At 41.7% G+C, this 20661-nt stretch carries 16 protein-coding genes, 1 tRNA gene and 1 pseudogene; 5 read left to right on the top strand and 13 right to left on the bottom strand.

Going from position 1 to position 20661, the window contains the following annotated elements:
- Positions 1-93 precede the first annotated feature (93 nt).
- Positions 94-411: pseudogene (locus PARA125_RS09815) on the top strand (transposase family protein); the annotation flags it as partial.
- 40 nt (positions 412-451) lie between these two features.
- Here the strand turns inward: PARA125_RS09815 and PARA125_RS06325 are convergent.
- Positions 452-1900: an AlkA N-terminal domain-containing protein gene (locus PARA125_RS06325; RefSeq protein WP_213157921.1), complete on the bottom strand. Its 1449-nt coding sequence runs from the start codon at positions 1898-1900 to the stop codon at positions 452-454.
- Between the two features lie 141 nt (positions 1901-2041).
- On the opposite strand from PARA125_RS06325, the gene PARA125_RS06330 reads away from it, so the two are divergent.
- Positions 2042-2572 (top strand): methylated-DNA--[protein]-cysteine S-methyltransferase, encoded by a 531-nt coding sequence (locus PARA125_RS06330; protein ID WP_213157923.1) that lies wholly within the window; start codon positions 2042-2044, stop codon positions 2570-2572.
- 7 nt (positions 2573-2579) lie between these two features.
- On the opposite strand, the gene PARA125_RS06335 is transcribed toward PARA125_RS06330, so the two are convergent.
- The 8 genes from PARA125_RS06335 to PARA125_RS06370 all read right to left on the bottom strand — a co-directional run bounded on the left by PARA125_RS06335 (position 2580) and on the right by PARA125_RS06370 (position 14930).
- Complete coding sequence (locus tag PARA125_RS06335) at positions 2580-3971, bottom strand: MATE family efflux transporter (protein WP_213157925.1); 1392 nt, start codon at positions 3969-3971, stop codon at positions 2580-2582.
- Between the two features lie 183 nt (positions 3972-4154).
- Positions 4155-4706: a toxin-antitoxin system YwqK family antitoxin gene (locus tag PARA125_RS06340; RefSeq protein WP_249274239.1), complete on the bottom strand. Its 552-nt coding sequence runs from the start codon at positions 4704-4706 to the stop codon at positions 4155-4157.
- Positions 4707-4708: 2 nt separating this feature from the next.
- On the bottom strand, positions 4709-6568 hold the full coding sequence (locus PARA125_RS06345) for a motility associated factor glycosyltransferase family protein (RefSeq protein ID WP_213157927.1): 1860 nt from the start codon (positions 6566-6568) through the stop codon (positions 4709-4711).
- On the bottom strand, positions 6565-7602 hold the full coding sequence (locus PARA125_RS06350; RefSeq protein WP_213157929.1) for an aminoglycoside phosphotransferase family protein: 1038 nt from the start codon (positions 7600-7602) through the stop codon (positions 6565-6567). The genes PARA125_RS06345 and PARA125_RS06350 overlap by 4 nt, the downstream gene beginning before the upstream one ends.
- Positions 7599-10175, bottom strand: a complete 2577-nt coding sequence (locus tag PARA125_RS06355; RefSeq protein ID WP_213157931.1) for a 6-hydroxymethylpterin diphosphokinase MptE-like protein — start codon at positions 10173-10175, stop codon at positions 7599-7601. Before PARA125_RS06355 ends, PARA125_RS06350 begins: the two co-directional genes overlap by 4 nt.
- 75 nt (positions 10176-10250) lie before the next feature.
- Positions 10251-13262 carry a 6-hydroxymethylpterin diphosphokinase MptE-like protein gene (locus tag PARA125_RS06360; RefSeq protein WP_213157932.1) on the bottom strand — a complete coding sequence of 1004 codons (3012 nt, stop codon included), beginning with the start codon at positions 13260-13262 and terminating at the stop codon, positions 10251-10253.
- A gap of 17 nt (positions 13263-13279) precedes the next feature.
- Positions 13280-13723, bottom strand: coding sequence for a hypothetical protein (locus PARA125_RS06365; RefSeq protein WP_213157934.1), 444 nt, complete (start codon positions 13721-13723; stop codon positions 13280-13282).
- A 439-nt stretch (positions 13724-14162) separates the two neighbouring features.
- The gene (locus tag PARA125_RS06370; protein ID WP_213157936.1) at positions 14163-14930 is read right to left on the bottom strand and encodes a hypothetical protein; all 768 of its coding nucleotides are present in this window, start codon (positions 14928-14930) and stop codon (positions 14163-14165) included.
- Between the two features lie 149 nt (positions 14931-15079).
- Here PARA125_RS06370 and PARA125_RS06375 point away from each other — a divergent pair, with 149 nt between their 5' ends.
- From PARA125_RS06375 to PARA125_RS06385, 3 genes are all read left to right on the top strand, one after another.
- A complete protein-coding gene (locus tag PARA125_RS06375; RefSeq protein WP_213157938.1) occupies positions 15080-16663 on the top strand; it encodes a hypothetical protein in 1584 nt (527 codons plus the stop codon).
- A 377-nt stretch (positions 16664-17040) separates the two neighbouring features.
- Positions 17041-17193, top strand: coding sequence for a hypothetical protein (locus tag PARA125_RS06380; RefSeq protein ID WP_213157940.1), 153 nt, complete (start codon positions 17041-17043; stop codon positions 17191-17193).
- 696 nt (positions 17194-17889) lie between these two features.
- Positions 17890-18213, top strand: a complete 324-nt coding sequence (locus PARA125_RS06385) for a Rieske (2Fe-2S) protein (protein ID WP_213157942.1) — start codon at positions 17890-17892, stop codon at positions 18211-18213.
- Here PARA125_RS06385 and PARA125_RS06390 read toward each other — a convergent pair.
- From PARA125_RS06390 to PARA125_RS06405, 4 genes are all read right to left on the bottom strand, one after another.
- Positions 18210-18671, bottom strand: a complete 462-nt coding sequence (locus PARA125_RS06390) for a type I restriction enzyme HsdR N-terminal domain-containing protein (RefSeq protein ID WP_213157944.1) — start codon at positions 18669-18671, stop codon at positions 18210-18212. The two genes, PARA125_RS06385 and PARA125_RS06390, sit on opposite strands and share 4 nt — an antisense overlap.
- 5 nt (positions 18672-18676) lie before the next feature.
- Complete coding sequence (hpf, locus tag PARA125_RS06395) at positions 18677-19315, bottom strand: ribosome hibernation-promoting factor, HPF/YfiA family (RefSeq protein ID WP_213157945.1); 639 nt, start codon at positions 19313-19315, stop codon at positions 18677-18679.
- A 125-nt stretch (positions 19316-19440) separates the two neighbouring features.
- Positions 19441-20559 carry a dual-specificity RNA methyltransferase RlmN gene (gene rlmN / locus PARA125_RS06400; RefSeq protein WP_349305693.1) on the bottom strand — a complete coding sequence of 373 codons (1119 nt, stop codon included), beginning with the start codon at positions 20557-20559 and terminating at the stop codon, positions 19441-19443.
- A tRNA-Arg gene (locus PARA125_RS06405) sits at positions 20555-20628 on the bottom strand. The genes rlmN and PARA125_RS06405 overlap by 5 nt, the downstream gene beginning before the upstream one ends.
- Between the last annotated feature and the right edge of the window lie 33 nt (positions 20629-20661).

Consider the following 20661-nt stretch of genomic DNA (forward strand, 5'->3'; position numbering starts at 1 on the left):
ACATTTCCAAGCAAAAAAAATAACGCTTAGGCAAAAAGAGGCCCTTTTATTGGCTTTTAGCCACTTTAAGCCTTATAGAAAAGGCCTCATTAGAGATATGGCTTTAGATTGTTTAAAGAACAAAAATTTCGATTCATAATGATAGCGAAGCTTTAACAGATTCAGGGTATTTAGGGTTGCAAAAGCTTCATGCTAAGGCGAAAAACCCTAAGAAGAAGGGCAAGAAAAAACCTTTAACACAGAAAATAAGAAAATGAACAAACAGCTTATTTAGCGGGCCATTCACGAGAATGTAAGAGGCTTGCTTAAGCGTTTTAAAATTCTAGCTGATCGCTATAGAAACAGGCGCAAAAGATTTGGGCTTCGTTTCAATTCATAGCTGAAATTTATAACTTGGAGCTAAGCCAGTGAGTTTCGAAAGAGATGGATTCCAAAGCTTCCAAATATTTTTCTAGATAGCTGTTTGCCATAAATGCAAGACAGCGTAACTGCGCCACGGTCTCCAAGCTTGTGAAAGAACTTCTGCCTGATTGGGGGTGATCTTTCCTAAGCTTTTACGCAAAGCAAGGTCCTCTTTTGGAAAGGCATCGGGCCAGCGCAAAGCGCGCATGGCGATGTAATGGGCGGTCCATTTTCCTATCCCCGGAAGCGCAGTAAGCTTTTGAATTGCCTTTTCTGGGTGGGCAGAAGCATCCAGTTGTAAACGGCCTGCCATCACTTCTTCCGCTAAACGAATCATGGTTAGAGCTCTCGAGCGAATAATGCCGAGTGCTGCAAGCTCATCTACCGTAGCTAGGGCGAGCCTTTGCGGGGTAGGCGGGAGATATTGCAATTCAGAATAAGGCGTTTTAATCTTTTCACCAAAAGTTTCCACTAAGCGTCCTGCCAAAGTGGTGGCAGCTTTTACTGTAATCTGTTGGCCGAGCACTGCCCGTACGGCTAATTCAAACCCATTCCATGCACCTGGAACACGTAAACCCGGATTATGGGAGACAGCTTCTTTTAACCATTCGTTTTGCCTGAGGTGGGCTGATATCACGTCTGGACAAGCATTTAGATCAAATAAATTTCGAAGGCTCCACAGTAGAGTGGGTAAAACGGGGAGAAGGGAATAAGAAATTTCTACCATCAAAGCATGTTTTTGCGGCGCTTGGTAAGCTTGAAACCATCCTCTCTGCCTTCCAAGTTGCACAGTCCGCAAATATCGCTCCCCTGCCACCCACTCAACTCCTTTCATCGCCCGAGTGCGCAGGAAACTCAACAACCCTGCCCAATCGTAAGGCGGGCGATAGCTAAGCTGCAAAGTAAGCGTATCCCCTGTTTCAGTAAAGCTTTCTTTTAGCGTCCTTCGCAGGTGGGAAGGAGACAGCTTATAATGAATTTTGAAAGCATCATTAAACCTTCTGATACTCGAAAATCCGCTTGCAAATGCTATCTCGGTAATGGGAAGTGAGGTGTCTCTAATCAATTGTTTGGCTAATAATAAACGACGTGTCAAGACTAGTTCCATGGGGGAAACGCCAAACTCTTTTTGAATAATACGTCGAATTTGTCGCGAACTTAAGTGAAATCGATCCGCAATGGATCCTAAGCTTTCCCCCTCTTCCAGCATAACCCTCTCAAGGTGCTGAACGATCGAATTAGCTAAGCGATGGGAGCTATCCACCGGGGCTTGGCCTGGGGCAAGCTCAGGGCGACATTTTAGGCAGGGTCGAAAACCGGCTTTTTCGGCAGCTTCCACGTTTTTAAAAAAACGGCAATTTTCCTCTTTTGGCGTTTTTGCTGTGCAGACAGGCCGGCAATAAATACCAGTCGAAGTTACCCCTATAAAAAACATCCCGTCAAAACGGGAATCTCTAGCCAAATAAGCCTGATATAGCTGAGTGCTTTCTTGTTCCATTCCTCTATTATAACCGCGCCTTCAAAAATACCGCTAGCCATTTTCGGACGAGCAAAAATAAAAATTTTGGCGTCCGATAATGGCCAGCTTAAAATAAGCCCCTTCAGATATCATAAGAGAAATTAACAAGGAGGGATGCTCATGAGAAGACCCATTCACCCATTTAAAGAAGAAATCCTCTATGCGATTGGAAATTGCTGCTTAGGCCTTCTCTTAGTTGCAGAGAGTCAAACAGGACTTTGCGCCGTATTAATAGGAGACGAGGCCGATTTTTTGAAAACCGAATTAACCATCCGTTTTCCAAATACTTTTGTTGTACAAAAGGACAAAATCGCATCTCTTACCCTGGTCACCCAACTCATCGAAAAAGAAGCGGATTATTTTCATTTTCCGCTCGACGAACGGGGTTCTCCCTTTCAAAAAACTGTTTGGCAAGCTATTCGAGAAATTCCACCAGGCAAAACGGTTAGTTATACAGAGCTTGCCAAAAAGATTGGATCGCCCAAAGCCATTCGAGCAGTTGCCGGTGCCTGCGCTGCAAATTCTCTCGCAATTGTCACCCCCTGTCATCGAGTGGTCCGCAGCGATGGGTCATTAGCTGGCTACCGGTGGGGAATAGAAAGAAAAAGAACTTTGCTGGAAATAGAGCAAAAAAGGTCATTCTCAACCTAGAATAAGCTTAAGTCGTGGCTATCACCTTTCTCTCTCGCCACTTGCCAAAATAGAAGCGATATAAAGGGATCAATAACGCACTCAAGCTATAAAAAACCCAAATTCCTATCGAAACTTCCACAGAGGCTTGAGAATGGACGATAATCACATAAGAAGGGATCAATAAAAACAACCAGACAGCCAAAACACCCGAAACCATTAAAAAAAAGGTATCGCCAGCTCCCAAAAGAATGCCTGAAAAAACCATGCGAAGATCTTCCAGATATAAATAAATGCACGTACATGCCAGGCCAAAATGAAGCAAAGGCCTAAGGTTTTCTAAATCTGCCACCATTGTCGCCCCCTCTACGCTCCCCGAATTTTGCAAAAAGCAACTGATCATAAAGTCGGGAAAGAAGATCAAGGGAATACAAGTCAAAAGAAAATAGCCTGTAATAATGGAGACGCCCGACCACATCAGTTGATTCAAATGTTCCGTTTTTTGGGCGCCAATTAAATTCCCGGCTATAGCGGCAACCCCTTTTTGCACGCCACACCCTACAAAAACAAACAAAATTAAAATACTTTGACAAATCCCTGAAACGAGGATATGAGTGGGACCAGCATCTCGCATCATCATGTAAAAAATGCCCCATCCCCCTATCTCTAGGACAATAAAAAGGGTGGTGGGCAATCCAATTTTCAAGCAGTCCCTTAATAGCTTAGGATCAAGTCTCCAAGCCGAAGCGTCGAATATTTTTTGATTGTTGGCTCGGATAAAACACAGAAATAAAATTAAGCCTTGCATCACCCAACTGATTCCTGTGGCTATGGCAGCCCCTTTAATCCCCATAGCTGGAAAAGTTTCCCCCCATCCAAAGATAAGCAAAGGATCTAAAAAGACATTCGAAATATTCCCCACGATGACCACTTTAGTAATCACTGAAGTAAATCCCCGTCCAATATAAAAGCCGGAGATAGATCCAAGTAAACCGAGGGCAGGTCCAAACAAAACAAGGTTAGAAAAATATTCCTTTTCTAGAATCCCTTGGCTGGAATTTGCAAATAAAAAATCGCTCCCCCAAAAGGAAAGGGGGATAAAAAAGACAAAGGAGAACAAAGTGATCCAAAGAACCTGCCAGATAACGGGGCCAATTTGGCGATACTGTTGAGCCCCGTTGTATTGGGCGACTAAAACACCCCCCATCTCACAAAGAGTTTGAAGCCCATAAGTAAAAGCCATGGCAATAGTGCCAGAAGTTACCGTACTATTTAAAGCGCTAGTCGAATAGCGGGCTAAATATAACCGGTCTACAAATGTCATTAAAACGACAGAAAGCCATGAAAACATTAACGGCAAAGAAGTTTTCCAAACTTCTTTAAGATTGCCGGAGGTGTAGGTGATATGTTCTGGCGCCATGTTCAAATAACTTCAAAATAAGGATCTGGATTTTTAAATTTAAAAAGATAAGAAGAGGGATAATTCAAATTCTTATTAATTAGAATTTTTGCATAAGAAACACCAAACAATGATTTCACCTTAATGTGAGTTAATTAAATCAGAGTTGTTCATTAAATTTCAATAAAAATATTATTAATTGGTTCAAATCTTTTTCCCTTGGGAAAATTTTACCACTTTTTTGATCGAGCCGTCGGGGAAAAATAGACACGTTTCTCCCTCTAAATGCCCGTGTTGATAGCGGATGGTGGATTTAACCTTGCCAGATTCGTAAAAATATTCCTGCAATAAATGCCACTTACCATCCCGGTAGCGTTGAATGCTATACACTTGCCCCGAAGGATAGTACCATACACTTTTGCCTTCCTGCTTTCCTTTTAAAAACCAGCTTTTTGCTAAAAGTTGACCCGATTCCGAAAAAACACTAGAGGGTCCATGTAACACCCCCATTAAATAATAACATTCCATTTTTCTTTTTCCGTTCGGATACAAAAGAAGAGCCTGCCCATTTCTTATTTGATCCCTCTCTAAAAAGAACCCCCCACTTAGATCCATCTGCAGAGTATAACCTTGCACATCGCAGCCGGGCATAGGGTTCTCAGGAATTAAAGCAGGGCTAAAGTCTTCGTGAACCTCTAAATTTAATTCGGGATCCCGAATGATTAGCTGTTTGCCGTCAAATTGATAAATCTCCACGCTTACTCCTTTCGATCGATCTCTTCAAAACCCATACGTATAAGCTCTAAGTTGGCATTTGCCACGTCTTTTAAAAAAGAAAGCTTCTTAATAGAGATTTGAAGCAATTGTTGCTTTTTCTCCCATTCGCTCGCCTTAGAAAGCTTCAAAAGGCGCACTTCATAATTGAGTAGACGGGAATAAACTTCATTGAAAATAGCAAGAATATATTCATAAGCAGGCTCTTCGGCTAGATCTGTTTCAGCCAGAGCAGCTCGGCCACTTTGCATTTGGCGAGGAACTTCCTGTTCTTTTTCTATTTTATTCCCAAGCTCTTCGGCATCTTGGATCAAGATATCGAGATGTTCTACGCAATTTTTTAAACTCGTTTGCAATTCCCCTATCGCTTCCCTAACAGCTTTATCTGTAACCTGAGGCATTTGGCTATTTTGAATTTCTCCAAAAATGCGATCTTTAAGGTTATACCGGGTCGTCAGGTTTTTCTCAGCAATTTGAGCTAAAGGTTGATTTTGAATGCCTTCAAACCCTAGCCCTCCTTCAGTGGCGTTAAAAAAAGTTGTTTCGGGATGCTCTTTGGCAAAATTTGCAATCCAATCGGATTCTGCGACCCATTTCCACATGGTATAGATGGGTTTTCCAAAAATATCTTTTTTCAAAAAGGCCGCCTGATCAAAATCTGCTGTATCCACAATCTGCTGAGTGGTCACTTGGGCATCTTGCAGGACTCCTTCTGCATAAGCTTGCAAATCGGTATAGGCTAAATCCATTCCAATAAAGATAATCGGATTGCATCCCATAGCATGCGCAATTTGGGTAGAAAAATTCACCACATTATGCCCTTCATCAAAAAAGGTGGTGTCCAACCCAAACTTTTCTTCAAACCATTCAGAAATATCGTATCCTCCCGATCCCGTGATGTACAAACGAGGCCCATGGATTTGTTGAAAAGCCCCGTAAAACAACCGGTTGCGGTAAAAAAAGGGCACTTCATAACCCTGATGCCGGCTGAGTCTCTCATACTGCTCCGCATTGGGATCGATGCCTGCGCCTAAATGAGGAGTAATTCCTGCAGCATCTAAGGCATTTAAGGCGGAGCCCCCCGCAAAAATCAAAGCGCGATCCGATAAGCCTTTCAAAGTGTTTAAGGAGTGTTTTAAAGAGGGACCAGCCCCACAAATAATGGCAGGGATTTGATTGAATTTCCCAAAAAATTGGTTTCCATAATACGACTCAGAAAGCTTAAGCATATTCGGATAAAAATTCTTAAAAAAACCCGCCCCATACAAAAGATATTCTTCCACTAAAGCATCTTTAACGGTCGCATCGTACACGATTTTGTGCTGAAGCTCTAAATACCGCTCTGCATGCACCTTTTGGTAGAGCGCTAAGGCGGAAACTTGTAACCTGGCAAGCGCAAAATTCCAATAAAGAGCATCTAAGACTTCAGATTTTTCTTTGAGTTCTTCCATATAATGTAAAGTGACCTGTGCATCCTCAAGGAGGGCTGTCCCCCTATCCGTTTCAAGAAGCCGGTAAATAACCTCTAGGTCATCTTCTAAAAAAATTAAATGTCTCCGAGGTTGGGTGTGTAGCCATTCCTTAGCTGCTTCATAATAATAACCCAATCCCACTCCGTAGACATAGAGCACTTGAACATCTTTTTGATAAGTGGCTGAAAACCACTCCTCGGCTTCCCCTAAAGGATTAAGGGTGGAATGATAGTAAGCTTCCCCTTTTTTTAAATTTTGTAGCCCATTTTGAGCTTCGCAAAATTCCAAATTTTGAGGTTCTTGGTAGGGCAGTAAACGAGCAATACGAGGTTCCGTTTGGGCCCAAATTTCAATATTCTTATACAAATTCATAAAGTATTCACTAAATAATGCAGGGTGTGATTTAACTTCTTAAAAATAGGGGTTTCCGGGCTAAAAAGCTCTAAACGCTTGGAGGTTAAACAAGCTTTTTTTAAACAATAAATAAAGGAGTAGTAACGAATGGATGGCTCGGAAGGAAAGAACCTTCCCATGCGAGTTTGATAAATCTCTGTAAACTCCTTCTGCAGCTGTTGCAAAGTGTGTGGCTCCCACCCTGCATAAATGCCGAGTTGCCACAGAGAATTAACCGCAAAGGCATAGTCATAGGCAAAAGGCCCTCCCATTCTTTTGTTAGCTAAAATGGCAAAAATACAACGATCCAAGTCGATCATCGTGATAAAATTTCTTTCCGCCTCATAAAAAAAATGATGAAGCATGGCATCTCCATGGATCCACCCCGTAAGGGAGGGGGAAGTTAACATGTCTGCGCGCAATTGATAAAATTTTTGCGTAACAGGCTCTCCCTTCACAGGAAAAGCTTTAGGAGGACGGTCCATCCATTTTTGAAAAAAGCGCAAAGCATGCTGCTCTTGAAGCTCATAAGCAGGAGAAATTTCACCCGCAGGATTTAATGCTTGCAAGTGTAGCTCTGCTAAGGATAAAGCCACTTTTTGCATGGCCTTTTGTAAGATAGGCAGGTTTTTATTTTCTAGATAAAACCAAAGAGAATGCCCTGCTGCGGCGGGAAAAGCAATCAAATAGTACAAGCCACGCGCTTCAATGCACTCGCGCACAGCTAAAGGGAAAGGGATGACGCTCTGCTGTAATCTCAAGCGTCCTAGCAATCCGTGAGGGGAAGCTAAATGCTCGATCACGGTAAGGTCAAAGCGCTCAGAAGGATAAATTTTTATCACAAAAAGAAGTTGCCCTTGTGGATTTTTGACTTTAAAAACTCGAGACTGCATATCGGTTTTTTCTACAAAATCAACCGCTTTTTCGAGGATAATATCAGGAGGTAACGTTTGAAAATATGTCGAGGCACACTCTTGGGCAAAATCCACTACAGCCTCTCCTACCAGGTTCATGATTTTAAGGTCCCCTTGCTATCCCATTCTTTTATCTCTAGGGGGTGCCTCTTCTCCCCATACACAACCATGCGCGCTAGTTGCCCATTGCCATACCACCTTTGGGAAATGCCTATCGGAATTCCCTGCCGATAGCTCGATTCGATGAGCAGTTTTCCCGTAGGATCCCAATATTGTTCCTGCCCGTCAACTTTTCCTTTTTTAAATCCACATTTTCTTCGCAATTTTCCATTTGGATAAAAAAATAGGGCTTCTCCCTCTAACTGTCCTTCGCGATAACTCAATTGACTTTTCAATACGCCGTCAGAATAAAATTCATATTGGTTACCGTGCAGTTGCCCCTCTCTAAAGCTTCTTTGCCGGTAAAGCTGCCCGGAAGAATAATAATCGTGCGCCTTTCCTTGCTTAATTCCTTGCCAATACCAGGTTTCGTTGGAAAGAGCCCCCGTGCAGTCATATAAACGGGAAGGCCCCTGTAATAGGCCATTTTGGTAATAGGAAATCTCCTTCCATGTTTCAGCTAAGACAATCTGCTCTTTTGCAGAAAAAGGCACATGCAGATCGAGGTCCAATGCAGGGTCAAGCAGGTGCAAACTATCGCCTTTCATCTCATAATTTGCAAGAGGGCCCAGTTGGGGATTAAACAGGTCGGATTCACTTTTTTTAAGAGCAACCTGCTTGGCTAAAAAGAGTTCTACTCCTTTTTGACAGGCTTCTTGATGATTTCGGAGATGATCAAGCAGGAAAGTATAACGTTTAACTTTTAGCTGAACAAATTTTAATTTCTTCCCTTTTTCACTCTCCACGTCGGCCCGTTTTTTTAAGAGATATTCATCGCGCAAGCTAAGCTGATTAAAAATAGCATCCATCTTATGGAAAAATTCTTTATAGACGATCCCTTTTTCAAGCTGAAGTTGATGCGCTTCCCATGTCGCGCACAGCTGATCCCAGTTGTTTTTTTGAAAAAGTACCCCCTCTCGCATCTCGTTTAATGTTTCTAAAACTTTTTGACAGCATACGATGGAGCAATTTAAATCCTCTAACCACAGCCGCAAAGAGGAGAGAACTTGTTCTTTTTCTAATCCATGTTTTAAGCTGTTTTGAACGAGAGCCTGAATGCGCCCCTCTAAATTAAAGCTAGCCTGTAGCTGCTTAGAACAGACCTCTTCAAAGCGTGCATGGACTAGCTGCCAAATGGACATCCCTCCTTCTGTCGCATTAATCAGCTGCGTCTCTGGATTTTCAAGCTGAAATTCCGTATATAAAGCAGCCTCTTGAACCCAACTCCACGTGGTATTCACTTCTGGCTCAGTCGTTCCTTTAACTTTGATCCATTGCTCTTTTTTTAAACGGGAAATTTGATTGCGTTCCTTATGGCCCGAACTTGGGTGTGCTTCCACCCCTGCGGCATATTGTTTTCCCTGAGTGTAGGCTAAATCCATCCCCACGAGGATAATGGGATTGCATCCTAAAGCCTCTGCAATTTTCAGGCAAAAATGCGTGGTGCTAAGGCCCGCTTCAATTTGCTTCGAAGAATGAATCCCCCATTGCTTCTCAAACCAGTTCGTGCTGTAAAAATCGTTCCCTGAAGCTACGTATAAAGCTGGGCCAGGCAACTCTTGGAAAGCGCCTGCATTAAAACGCATGCGATAAAAGAAAGGCACGCCAAAAGCCTGATTTGTGCGCATCCGATTTTCTTGGATATCTGTCGGATCCACTCCTGCTCCAAAATGAGCTGTAACTCCATGGGTGGTAAGGGCATTTAGGGCAGATCCTGCTCCAAAAATGAGGGCCTTGTCTTGAAGAAGTTTTAAATGGGTAAAATGCTTGGATAAAGAGGGACCCGCCCCACAAATAATGGCCGGTACATTTTTAAATTGCCCATACAATGCATGGGCCCATCCCGCTTGGGCAATATAGGGGGTATTGTAATAAAAATTCGCGAATATTTCTTTCTGAGTTTCCACTCGAAAATAATTTAAAAATTCCTTTTTTTCGGCTAGATTTAACCAAATTTGATTGCTGACTTCTAAGCAAAAGGAGCGGCGATTTTCAGCATATTCTTCTAAGCCGGAAATTGCCACGGAAGCGCTTGCGAAAGCCTCAAAAATCCAAGAGAAGGTCTCTCGAAATTTTCCCCACCCTTGCTCGTGAGGAGTTTCAAAATATTTTAAAATAACTTGAGGATGAGCCAAGAGGGTTGTACCCATTTCCGTTTCAAACAATCTTCCAAATACGCGCAGATCGTCTTCTATAAAAATGACAAATCTGGCGGGATCTCTTTTAAGCCAATCTAATAAAGGTTGGCCATAATACCCTAAACCCACTCCTATCACAAATAAGGTGTTAATCCCCTCTAAATTTAAACTTTCAAACCATTTTTTGGCTTCCCACTTGGCATTTTGTTTGGAGTGGTAAAAATAATTCTTCTCTCGATTATAAAGGTTGGCTTCATTCGCCCATGTTGGACGCCATTCTAACGCTTCAAGCGAAAGGGTTTTAAGTCGATAGGTTTCTTCAGCATGCTGAAAAGAAAAAAGGGAGAGATTTTTTTCAAATAGAGTCGATTGCATACAGGTTCACTCAATCCACATAAATTGCCAAGCTAGCAACTTATGTGGGAAGACTTTCGGAGGGTTATTTTGATTCTAACTATTTTTCTTGCCAACCGCTTCTTTAAACTTATTGGCAATCAGAGAGGTGGTCTCATGGAGAAGATGCATTAACTCGCCTAGCTCATCGCCCATTCTTGCGGTAGCCTCCCCTAACATTTTTTCCACTTCTTTTTTGGAAGAAGGCGTTTTCCAAATTTGTTCTTTTTCTTCCCCCGCCTGAACTCCTGATTCGATCAGCACATTTTGTCCCAATTTCTTTAAGTGTTCCATTTCTTTTTGGATAAGGGAAAGTTCGCTTTGGATGTCTTGCGTATTGTCATTTTTTAATCCAAGTGTGGTGTCTTTAGAAACAAGGGGAACTACTTGATTGAGCTGTTGCAAAACATTTTCTAAAGAATGGGTTAAAACGTCAGTCTGTAAAGCAACTTGATCAAAATAGTCGGAGCGATTCAGCTTTTGAGTCGCAATTTCCACTCCTTTGCGATCCCATTGCTTGCCATAAATCTTTTTAGAATGCTCATCATAGGCGTACTCTTTTGAAAGCTGCCCGTCTTCTCGCCATTCTCGGGAAATGCCTACAGCTCGGTCATTTTGAAAATAGGCTTCCATGAGCAACTTTCCATCGGGGCCCCACATTTTTTCGGCTCCGTTTCGTTTGCCATCCTGATAATGCAATTCTCGCTTGAGTTGCCCATTTGAAAAATAAAGCTTCACGTCTCCGTGTAATTTTCCGTGCTGGTAGTCTAAATGCGTTTTAAGTTGCCCATTAGGATAAAAATATTCTTGGCGGCCATGTTCTAACCCATCTTTAAAACGCTGAATACTGCGCACAGCTCCTGAGGCATAGTACCAGTGCGATTTTCCCTGTTTCTTGCCATGCACATACCAATCTCTTCCAAGCAAATCCCCTGTTTCACTATAGAAAGAGGAAGGCCCCTCCAACAGGTGGTCTTTCCATGTCCATTCTTTTTTCAGCTGTCCATTTGGATAGGCCATCTGTTGAGTTTGGAAACCGCCTTCAGGCAATTTTTCTTCAATACTTAAATTTAATTCTGGATCGACGATCTTAATCATCCCTTTTTCAAACGCATAAATTTCACCTGGCACGCCCTCTCTTGAAGCAAGCTTTTCAGGCTCTTTAATCGTTCTTGCAGAATTTTTTAAAATTCTTTGAAAAGCGCGTTTAATTAACGAAATATTCACCCGAGCAGTTTCCGCTAAAAATTGATAGCGCATCGTATTAAGATCGGCTTTCTTCAAATTGGCTTTTCGCTCATCTTCTTCGCTCTGCACCCGTATCAGCTCAACTTTTTTAGCGAAAGCTTGCAAGTACATATCACTAAATACGCGCAATAAATGCACATAACCGGGCTCTTCATTTAAAGCTTGAAGAAGAGCTATCATTTTCTCATCGGTGACATCTAAATTGGTTTCTTGATTGTTTTTGATTTTTTCTGCTTGGCTGTTAAATTCTAAACTTAAATCTTGGCAATAGGTCAGGCATTTCTCCAAACTTTCAAGCATTTCATTCATCACTTTTTCAATATTCTCACGCGTCACCGTAGGGGGCAGAGGGTGTTCTTGAATTTCTCCTTGAATCCAATTCGAAAGATCGTATTGATTTTTTAGATACTCTTCAGCTACCTCTTTTAAAGTCTTATTGGGAATGCCTGGCATTCCAAGCCCCCCCTCTGTGGCGTTAATCAACGTAATGTCGGGATGACTTAAGCTAAATCTTGCAAACCACACCGATTCTGCCACCCATTTCCATAGGGTATGAATAGGTTGCCCATAAATATCCTCTTTTAGCATAAGCTCTTCTTGACTATTTTTGGTCTGAAAGTGTTGCTTTCGATCGTGCAGAGGATGGCTCATAACCCCGCTCGCATAGGATTTATCGTCTGTGTAAGCTAAATCCACCCCCACTAAAATAATCGGGTTACAACCTAGGGCGGCCGCAATAGCCAAGCTAAAATTCACCACATTGTGCCCTTCAGAAACATCCGTTGTTTCTTCAATGCCCAAATTTTTTTCAAACCACTTTGCAATATCATATCCACCGCTCCCCGTCACGTAGAGTCGTTCTCCATGAATCAAGCTAAAGGCGTTATGGTAAAAACGATTGCGATAGAAAAAAGGAACTTCATAACATTGATTCATAATAAGGCGCGTCATTTGATACCAATTGGGGTCGATCTGCACTCCAAAATGGGGGAGAATCCCTTCAGCATTCAACACGTTAACCGCAGTTCCTCCTGCAAAGATAACGGCTTTATCTTTTAATTCGGCAAGCATGCCTCGATTTTTTTCCAAAGAAGGGCCTGCTCCACAAATAATCGCTGGGACCCCTTTAAATTGATCAAAAAGTCCGTTCCCTAAATGGGAATCAGGAAGGGATAAAATGTTTTTATAAAAATTTCGGAAGAAAGATTGGCCGAAATTCATATATTCAATGGCACTGCATTCTTTAAAGTTGAGGTAGTACCTAATTTTTGCCTTAAGTTGTTGATAAATCGATTTCCGCTCGGAAGCGTAGCTTGTTAGGGCAGAAATTTTATATTCCAGAAAAGAAAGAGTGGTGAATAACTGATCGATTTCTTCATCTTCGTTGTCCACCCGATCAAAATGCAGAAGAAAGACTTGCTTGTCGCTAAGCAGTTGAGTCCCTATATCGGTTTCGAGTAGGCGGCGCAAAATCTCTAAATTGTCTTCAAAAAAAATAAGGTAATGCTGCTCATTTTGTCTAAGCCATTCTCGGGCAGCTAGGTAATAATACCCTAACCCCACTCCATAAACGTATAAAACGGTTTCATCCTCTAATTCTAAAGACTTAAACCATTCCGCGGCTTCCTCGCTTGCATTCACGGGAGAATGAAGAGGAACCATTTTCCCTCCTTCCGGAAAAAGGAGATTTAATTCTTGGTTCGGATTAGTCACCATCGAGAGGGAACGATGTGTATAGGCTTTTAAATGTTGTGCCTTCTCAGGAGAAAACTTTGCCCACCTTTCGAGGTTTTTTTGAAAAATATGATCGCGCGTTGTCATTGACTTTTTACCTTTTGTTAAAGTGGAACCCAATCTTTATCACCGCCAAGGCGTTTGAATTTTTTTTTGCGAGCTTTAGCGATATTTTTAGCTCCTTGTTTTTTACCGTAGATTTCTTCACGCCTTTTTGCAATGTGGTAGGCAATCTCGTAGGATCTGCCCATCTCTTCGACAGTCTTGCGCAGCTTTTTTGCACGCTCAAGCATGAGTGCTTCTTGTGGATTAGAAGGAAGGAAATTTTTTTGCATAGCTTGGAGATTTTCTTCCGTAACTCCAGCGGCATTGAAAGCTTGCGTGTTGAGCTTCTTGTAAAGCTGAACCCCTTCTTCAAGCCTTTCTAACTGCTCTTCTACATCAGCCGGGAACTCATCGGCGAGCTTCTTGGTCTTCATCACTTCAACCAACTCCCATAATTGGTTGAATTGCTCTAACATCTTATTGAGAGGGTTTCCTTTTTTCATGCAAAACCAGCAGTAGAGGTTTAAGGGTCAATTAAATATTTAACGCCACCATATCAAACCCCTTTTATATTTGCAAACACGCTCATTATCAACCGATTGGGATCAGGCAAATGAACTTTTTGTTTAAAGGAGAGAGGGAAGGTGCAGAGATTTTTTGCACATTCTCGCTCATTAAAACTTTGCAAAATTTGAGCTACTGACCATTCATACCTATTTTTAAACGGATAATGGCCCAAGAAATTTACTCTGTTTTCTAGAAAAACCCGAAGCTTATTTGCTTTGGGGGAGGAATGAAGAAGTGGAAGGCCTGATTCTATTGGCCCCTCAAACCCCGCTGCTGCTTGTTGTAATTTTTTTTGTTATTCTTTGCTAACCATGCATAGTCACAAAAACATTGACAAACAAGCTAGCGGGGCGTGAAAAATTCTTATCAAATATTTTAATTATTGCGATCTGCACGAGCTCGCATTAAAAGGATTCCGCCATAAGTCTCCGCCAGCTTTTTATGCGTTTTTCGGGGAGACACTCCCATCGCTATATCAAGATTAGCAGTTCTCCAGGTTGGCTTGAGTGTCTTCTCCTTTTTCTTAACTTCGTCCAACCGCTTGACTTTTTCCCTCAAGCATAGCTCATTAAACCTCCTGAATTCTTTCGTAGCTCTAATTTCCTCCAAAAGTGGATCTTCCGCTTCCTTTATTTTTTCACCTAAAGTCCGCGCACTAAGCGCTCTAAATTTTTCTCTAAAACTACCCTTAGCTAAAAGAAGAAGCTCCTCTTCCTTTGTTTGTTTATTCAAAAGGGGCTCTTCCTCTTTTTTTTCCTTCCCACAAAGGTAAACACTTCTCGGTCTTATCTTAGCTAAACGAGGGTCTTTTTCTGCTTTTACCTTTTCACTCATTGCATACAGAGTGCGGCTGGATTGGCTTTTCGCTAACGGCGGGTTTGCGTTTTCCTTCTCTTTCTTATTTGAGAAGCGTGCGCTCCGTGTTTTAAATATATGCGTGGTTCTCATTTTTTCTTCTAACGGCAGCTCTTCCTCTCTTTTTGGTTTTGCAAAGTGGACGCTGAGGGGTCGAAATCTCCCCCCTTTTTCATCTAGCGGAGAGTCTACCCCTCTTTTTTTCTTTTCATCAGTAGGACTTTTCATTTCTCGATAAGGGAAAGAACGTGTCGGAATCGGGGAGGAAATAGCGGTATAATCATTCATAAATAATCCTAAATTTTTGTTATTAACCTTTCTCTAGAAAGGCATTACCTGCTTTACCTCACGAAGAAAAATAAAGTCAAAAATAAGATCTAAAAATTGCATTTCGCTGTGAAAAGGGATACCATCAAAGAAAAAAGGGTAAAAAACACATGCGCAGCTATTATGCCCACCTTGAACAGGCCAAACCAGCCACTCAAAATGCGATCGCTTCAAAACCCGTTTATCGTTCGTCAGCTATTTTCCCGGTCATACAAGCCGAAGGGATTTCTTCCCGCCTGTTGTTTATGGGCTACTGGATTTTAAAGCGAAATATCAAAGAAATCGCTTGCGTCCTCACCTTGCGCTCTACCGAAGGAGCGATCCTTTTCCGTTCAACCCTTTCTATTAGCGAACCTAAAACTTACCGGATCGAATTAGAAGAGCAGTTGCAATTAGCAGGGTTCTCCTCCACCCAGGATTTCAAAGGCAGCCTTGAGATTGAGTTTTTTTCTTCCCAAAACCTCTTTTTCCCTTACCCTGCCGTCGTGGTTAATTACTATGGCCCCCAGTTCAGCAGCGCTGTGCATACTGCTCAGAGAATTTACAATGATTTTGACGATTTGCGAGCTAACACCCAAACAGCTGTGCCCGAATCAGGCTTTAATATTTATGCTTCAGAGAACCAAGAACCTTTTTTTACCCTCATCAATGGGGCTACAGCTTGCGAAAATACCCCTATCACGATGGAATTTTACAACTGCGATCAAGAAATCTTAACGCATACATTAGAGCTGGGCTCTTTAGCACCTTATCAAACAATCTTCTGTTTTCCCGCTCGCCTGTGCGATTTAAAAGCCTTTTTAAAAGGTCAGGTAGGCACAGCTAAGATTTCTTTCAAAGTAAATTGGGCTTTTCCAAGGCTCGTAGCCGGAAATTGGAATCATCGTTTTCAAGCTCTAACTACTACTCACACTTATTACGATTGTGAAAAAGCGACCTCCAAAACAGATTATTGGTTTTCACCTAAGTCTGGATGGCATCCCGCTTCTTTAATGATTCCAGTATGTATTGACAAAGTGCACTTTACTAATGTGTATTTTTATCCCATTTATTCCCCTACCCGTTTTTCTGTGAGCATCGAAATTTATGATGAAACGGGCCAATTATTGGGAGTTAAAACCCCCGCGAAAGAGGTAGTATCGCCTTCTTCTAAACTCATTCAAATCTGCCTTAAAGAGCTATGTGAAGAACTTGATATTCCGTTCAAAGAAAATCTGGCTGCTAGATTGATTGCAAATGAGATACACCCTCATCCCCTTCCTTCACGTATAAAAATTGGGCTAGATATGGGTTCGGCTCAAAAGCAGCTTCCTTGCAACGTATGCGTCAATCTTCAACCTTTCAATCCTGCTTATGAAGGTAAAACAAGTACCTTTAAATGGTTACCTTTTCTGGCAGATCAACCACACCCTACAGTGTGGATTATGAACTCTTCTCCTCAAAGGGAATACCAGCAGCCTGCTAAGCTAACTTTAACATTTTTTCGAGAACAGGACGCAGAAACGCTTGTCTGGCATTTAGACCTTCCTGCAAATGGATTTTTAACGTTAGAACTAAGTAAGCACCTTGATCTAAAAGCTTTTTTTGGAAGCCAGATTGGCTGGCTCACCGTGCAATCCACAAATCCCTACACAACAACCTACTATTTTACCGAATCTCTCTCTGGGATAGTGGGTGGAGATCATGGATTTTAATTAAGCTCTCCTCTTTTATACCAACCCCTCTTTTCTCCACTCGAAAATAATAAAAAAGAGGGCTAAATCAGAAAGATTTCCTTTTATCTTTTAGACTTCAGAGAGCTGAAGAATTTCTATGGGGTAAATCGTTATGAGAACGCCTTAAAGATAGATAGAAAATTATATTCTAGGGAAAAACGCGCTGGCATTCAAAAAATACAGCATTTTTTAAAGCGTTTCCGGGAAGATAAAGAAAAAATGCCTAGTTATGTAAGCTTAAGTTTTATCCTGTGGTAGCTAAGCAGCTTAGCTTTAAAAAAAGCTCTCATGTAAGTTCTTAAACATCAAGGACAAATTCGCAAAAATTTATTAAATTGTTTTAAAGGAGAATTATTATGCCCTCTACTGATAAGCCCTCGGCAGGCAATCATCGCAATTCCGCAACCTCTAAAACAGCATCTCAACCAAGCATCACAGGTAGAAAGCTCATACCTAAAGTTTTCCCCCTCTTTTGTCCCTCCTCTTATGCGCCTTCTTTATTTCTCTAGTCTTGTTGTTTATAAAAAGCCTCAACTGGATTCTTCCCACAGACTAAATCCTTCATAGCTTACCCCTGTTTTTCAGGGAATAACGCTCTAAGCTTCTTGTAGGCCTTGCCCTTTTTAAAAGAAGTTTGCAAGCCTGTTTGACTAAGCTTTCTTCTACCTGTTCTTTTTTTGCTATTTTCTCTTGAAAGAGGGTAAGGAAGGCAAGGCGTCCTAGAGTAAGGGTGTAAGCTAAGTTGTTTGAGCTTAGCTTCGCAGCGGCTTAGCGCGTAATTTTTAAAGCTTTGAGCAAAGCTTGGGTTCTAAGCTAAGGCGAGAAAGAGGTAAAGGGATTTCTGTGGAAAAAGAAGCAGCCTCGAGTATTGAATCAAATGTTTCCATAAATTCCTTACACCCTAGGGCTTCTTAAGCTGGTTTCATCACTAAAAATAGTTGGGGAGAAAGAAAAATTTAAATGTGAGTAAAAAAACTATTCCAAACAAAGGTAATGCAGCCTAATCGGATTGCTGGTATGATTTTCACCAAACTATGACCAATAGGATTACAACCTTGCTTTATTGCTCTTTTTGGGCTTGGTTTATGGCGGTCTAGCATCATAGCAGGATTTTCTTTGGAGAAAGCAAACCGCTATTTATAAGGAAAACAACAAAAGGCTAATAAAGCCCTAAATTTCAAGTATTATCTAAAGAGTTTTAAATCATGAAAAAAAAAGAAAATCAAGGCGGCGTTAAATTAGCTTTAGTCTCTGATATCCCTGAAGGTAAGTCAATCATTGTTGAGGGGCCAGAAGGATTGTGCATTGCCTTGTTCAAATTGAAGGGGGAAATTTTTGCGCTTAACAATGCCTGCCCCCACATGGGAGGACCTCTAGGGGAAGGCTGTATTGAGCAGGAAACTGTAACTTGCCCCTGGCATGGTTGGCAATTTAATATTCAATCAGGTTATTGCGATAATATGCAAGGTAACACCACGCGCAAAATTTCTATACGGATCGAACAAAATCTTATTTACTTAGTGAATTAACCCCGCCCTTGGCACACCTTCAGCAGCTCTTGAAAAGGAGGGAGAAAATCGATAAAAGTATATTCTTTTTTTAAAACATCTCGCCATCCAAGTTTAAACTCTCGTTGGTTAGCTAAAGCGATAAAATAAGCTCCTAAAAAATGGTTGTAGCCTACCACTTGATTAATCACTTTCGAGGTTAAATTTACCGCCTTACACTCAATCACTAATAAAGGATACAAAGCATGCTGCGGATGGATTCCTTGAGCAAAACACACAATATCCGCTCTTCTTGCAGGAATGGCTTTCACTTGGGAAAGATGGGGCATAAGACTTAGCTCTCTTTCTACTCCCATCAATCCGGAAGGAAATCCTAATTGGCTAACCATCTTAGTGATTAACGATTGCCTCACATATTCTTCAGGTAGGGCTATCACCCATTCTTGACGAATGGGGCAATAAATTTTTTCCGCTGTCATTAACTTTAAGCTTCTGGTTCAATGATCCCGTAATTTTGATCGCTCTTGCGATAAATGACTTTCAGTTTCATATCATTCTCTGAGCGGAAGATTAAAAATGCATCGCCCGACAATTCCATTTTCATAATGGCCTCGTTATGCGTAAGAATTTTTAACGGCAAGGTTTCTTTGCTGATAATCGTGTGAGGTTTATAACTTTCTTCTAAACGGCGTTGGCTCTCATCTTCAATTTGTTCATTAACTTCGGCTAGTTCTGTTTGAGACGGAGCTTGGTAAACGTTGACATTCATGTCGACAATGGCAAGCTTTTTAGCTTGGTGGTCTTTAATACGGCTTCTGTATTTCAAGAGCTGTTTTTCAAGCTTATCCACTGCCATGTCAATGGAAGCATACATGTCATCGGTAGCCGCATGGCTCTTGATTTTAAGATGGTCCACTTTTAAAACGATGTCCACACGCTGTTCTTGTCTTTGGATGTCCATGGTGATCACCACATCAATAATTCTGTGGCTGAAGCGATCAATTTTAGAGATTTTTCCAATCGCATAGTTTTTCATCGCCTCAGTTACGAGGACATGCCGACCTGTCACGGTAATGTTGTATGGCAGTACGGATTCATCTGTATTCATATTGCTGCGATTCATAGGCCACCTCTACTTTGGATTTTCCTGTTAAAAAGCTTAAAGTGCGAGTTAACTCTCTTTATCCAAAGTCTACCGCTTAAAGCAAATATTGAAAAGGAAGAAGTTTTTTGTTTAAAAATGGAGGCTTAGCAAGAGTTTGCAGGAAGGGTGATGAGTGAATCTCTTTGATTTTCAAAGAGTTGCTTACGGAGCTTTAAGTTGCCCAATTGGCCACAGGCGGCCATGATATCTTGCCCTTTGGTCAAACGAAGCAAAGTATAATAGCCATGTTGGCGCAAACACTGCGTAAAAGCTTCGATGGTTTTTACTTCGGGTGCTTGAAATCGATCGCGACTTTGGGGATTATAAGGAATTAAATTAATTTTAACATTTAATCCTTTCAAATACTCAGCCAATTGTACGGCATGTTCCATTTGATCATTTTGTCCCCGCAAAAGCACATAAGCAATTAAAATCTGCCGACCCGTTTTGGCACAATATCTGTGCATCGCTTCATATAAGGTTTTAAGATCATACTGACGATTGACTGGCATGAGCCGATTGCGCAATTCATCGGAGGGGGCGTTAATCGAAACCGCCAAATTAGGAGCTTGTCCTCCCTGATTGGCCAGTTTATCAATCCCTTCCACACACCCACTGGTTGAAATGGTCATGCGTCTTCTCCCAAATCCAAACCCTTTGGAATCGTTAAACACGCGGACAGCCTGCATAACTGCTTCATAGTTATCCAATGGCTCACCCATGCCCATGAAAACAAGGTTTCGGAAGGAAAACTGATTGTGATGCCTAGCAAGGTAGACCTGAGAAACAATCTCTTCGGTTGTTAAGTGGCGTAAAAGCCCCATTTTGCCAGTTTCGCAAAACGCGCACCCCATTCGACAACCTACCTGGGAGGAAATACACAGCGTCCCTCCAGACTGCATAGGGATTTGAACAAACTCAACCTCTAAACCATCGTGAGTTTTTGCCAAGAACTTTCCTGTTTTGCCCTCTTCTTTTTTCTCTCCTAAAGAGAGCAGCGAAACATCCACGTTTTCTAAAATAGCTGCACGGATACCTTGAGCGTTTTTAAACGCAGGGCTTGCCGCAGTTAAGCGGCCTAAGCGGAAAAACTCTTGATAAACCAAAGAAGCGTGCACCCTTCCTTTGCCTAAACGTTCAGCCATGGCATGCGAAAAGGATTCTGCTGTATGAGCTAAGATGGAGATTTTTTCTGTCACGGAAAACAGGGATAAAAAACGCACCGAAGAGGGGTCGAACCTCTAACCACCCGGTTCGAAGCCGGGTACTCTATCCGATTGAGCTATCGGTGCAGATTCATGTAGTTATTAAATCGAAAATATTAA

This window comes from Parachlamydia sp. AcF125, from assembly GCF_018342475.1.
Taxonomy (GTDB): domain Bacteria; phylum Chlamydiota; class Chlamydiia; order Chlamydiales; family Parachlamydiaceae; genus Parachlamydia.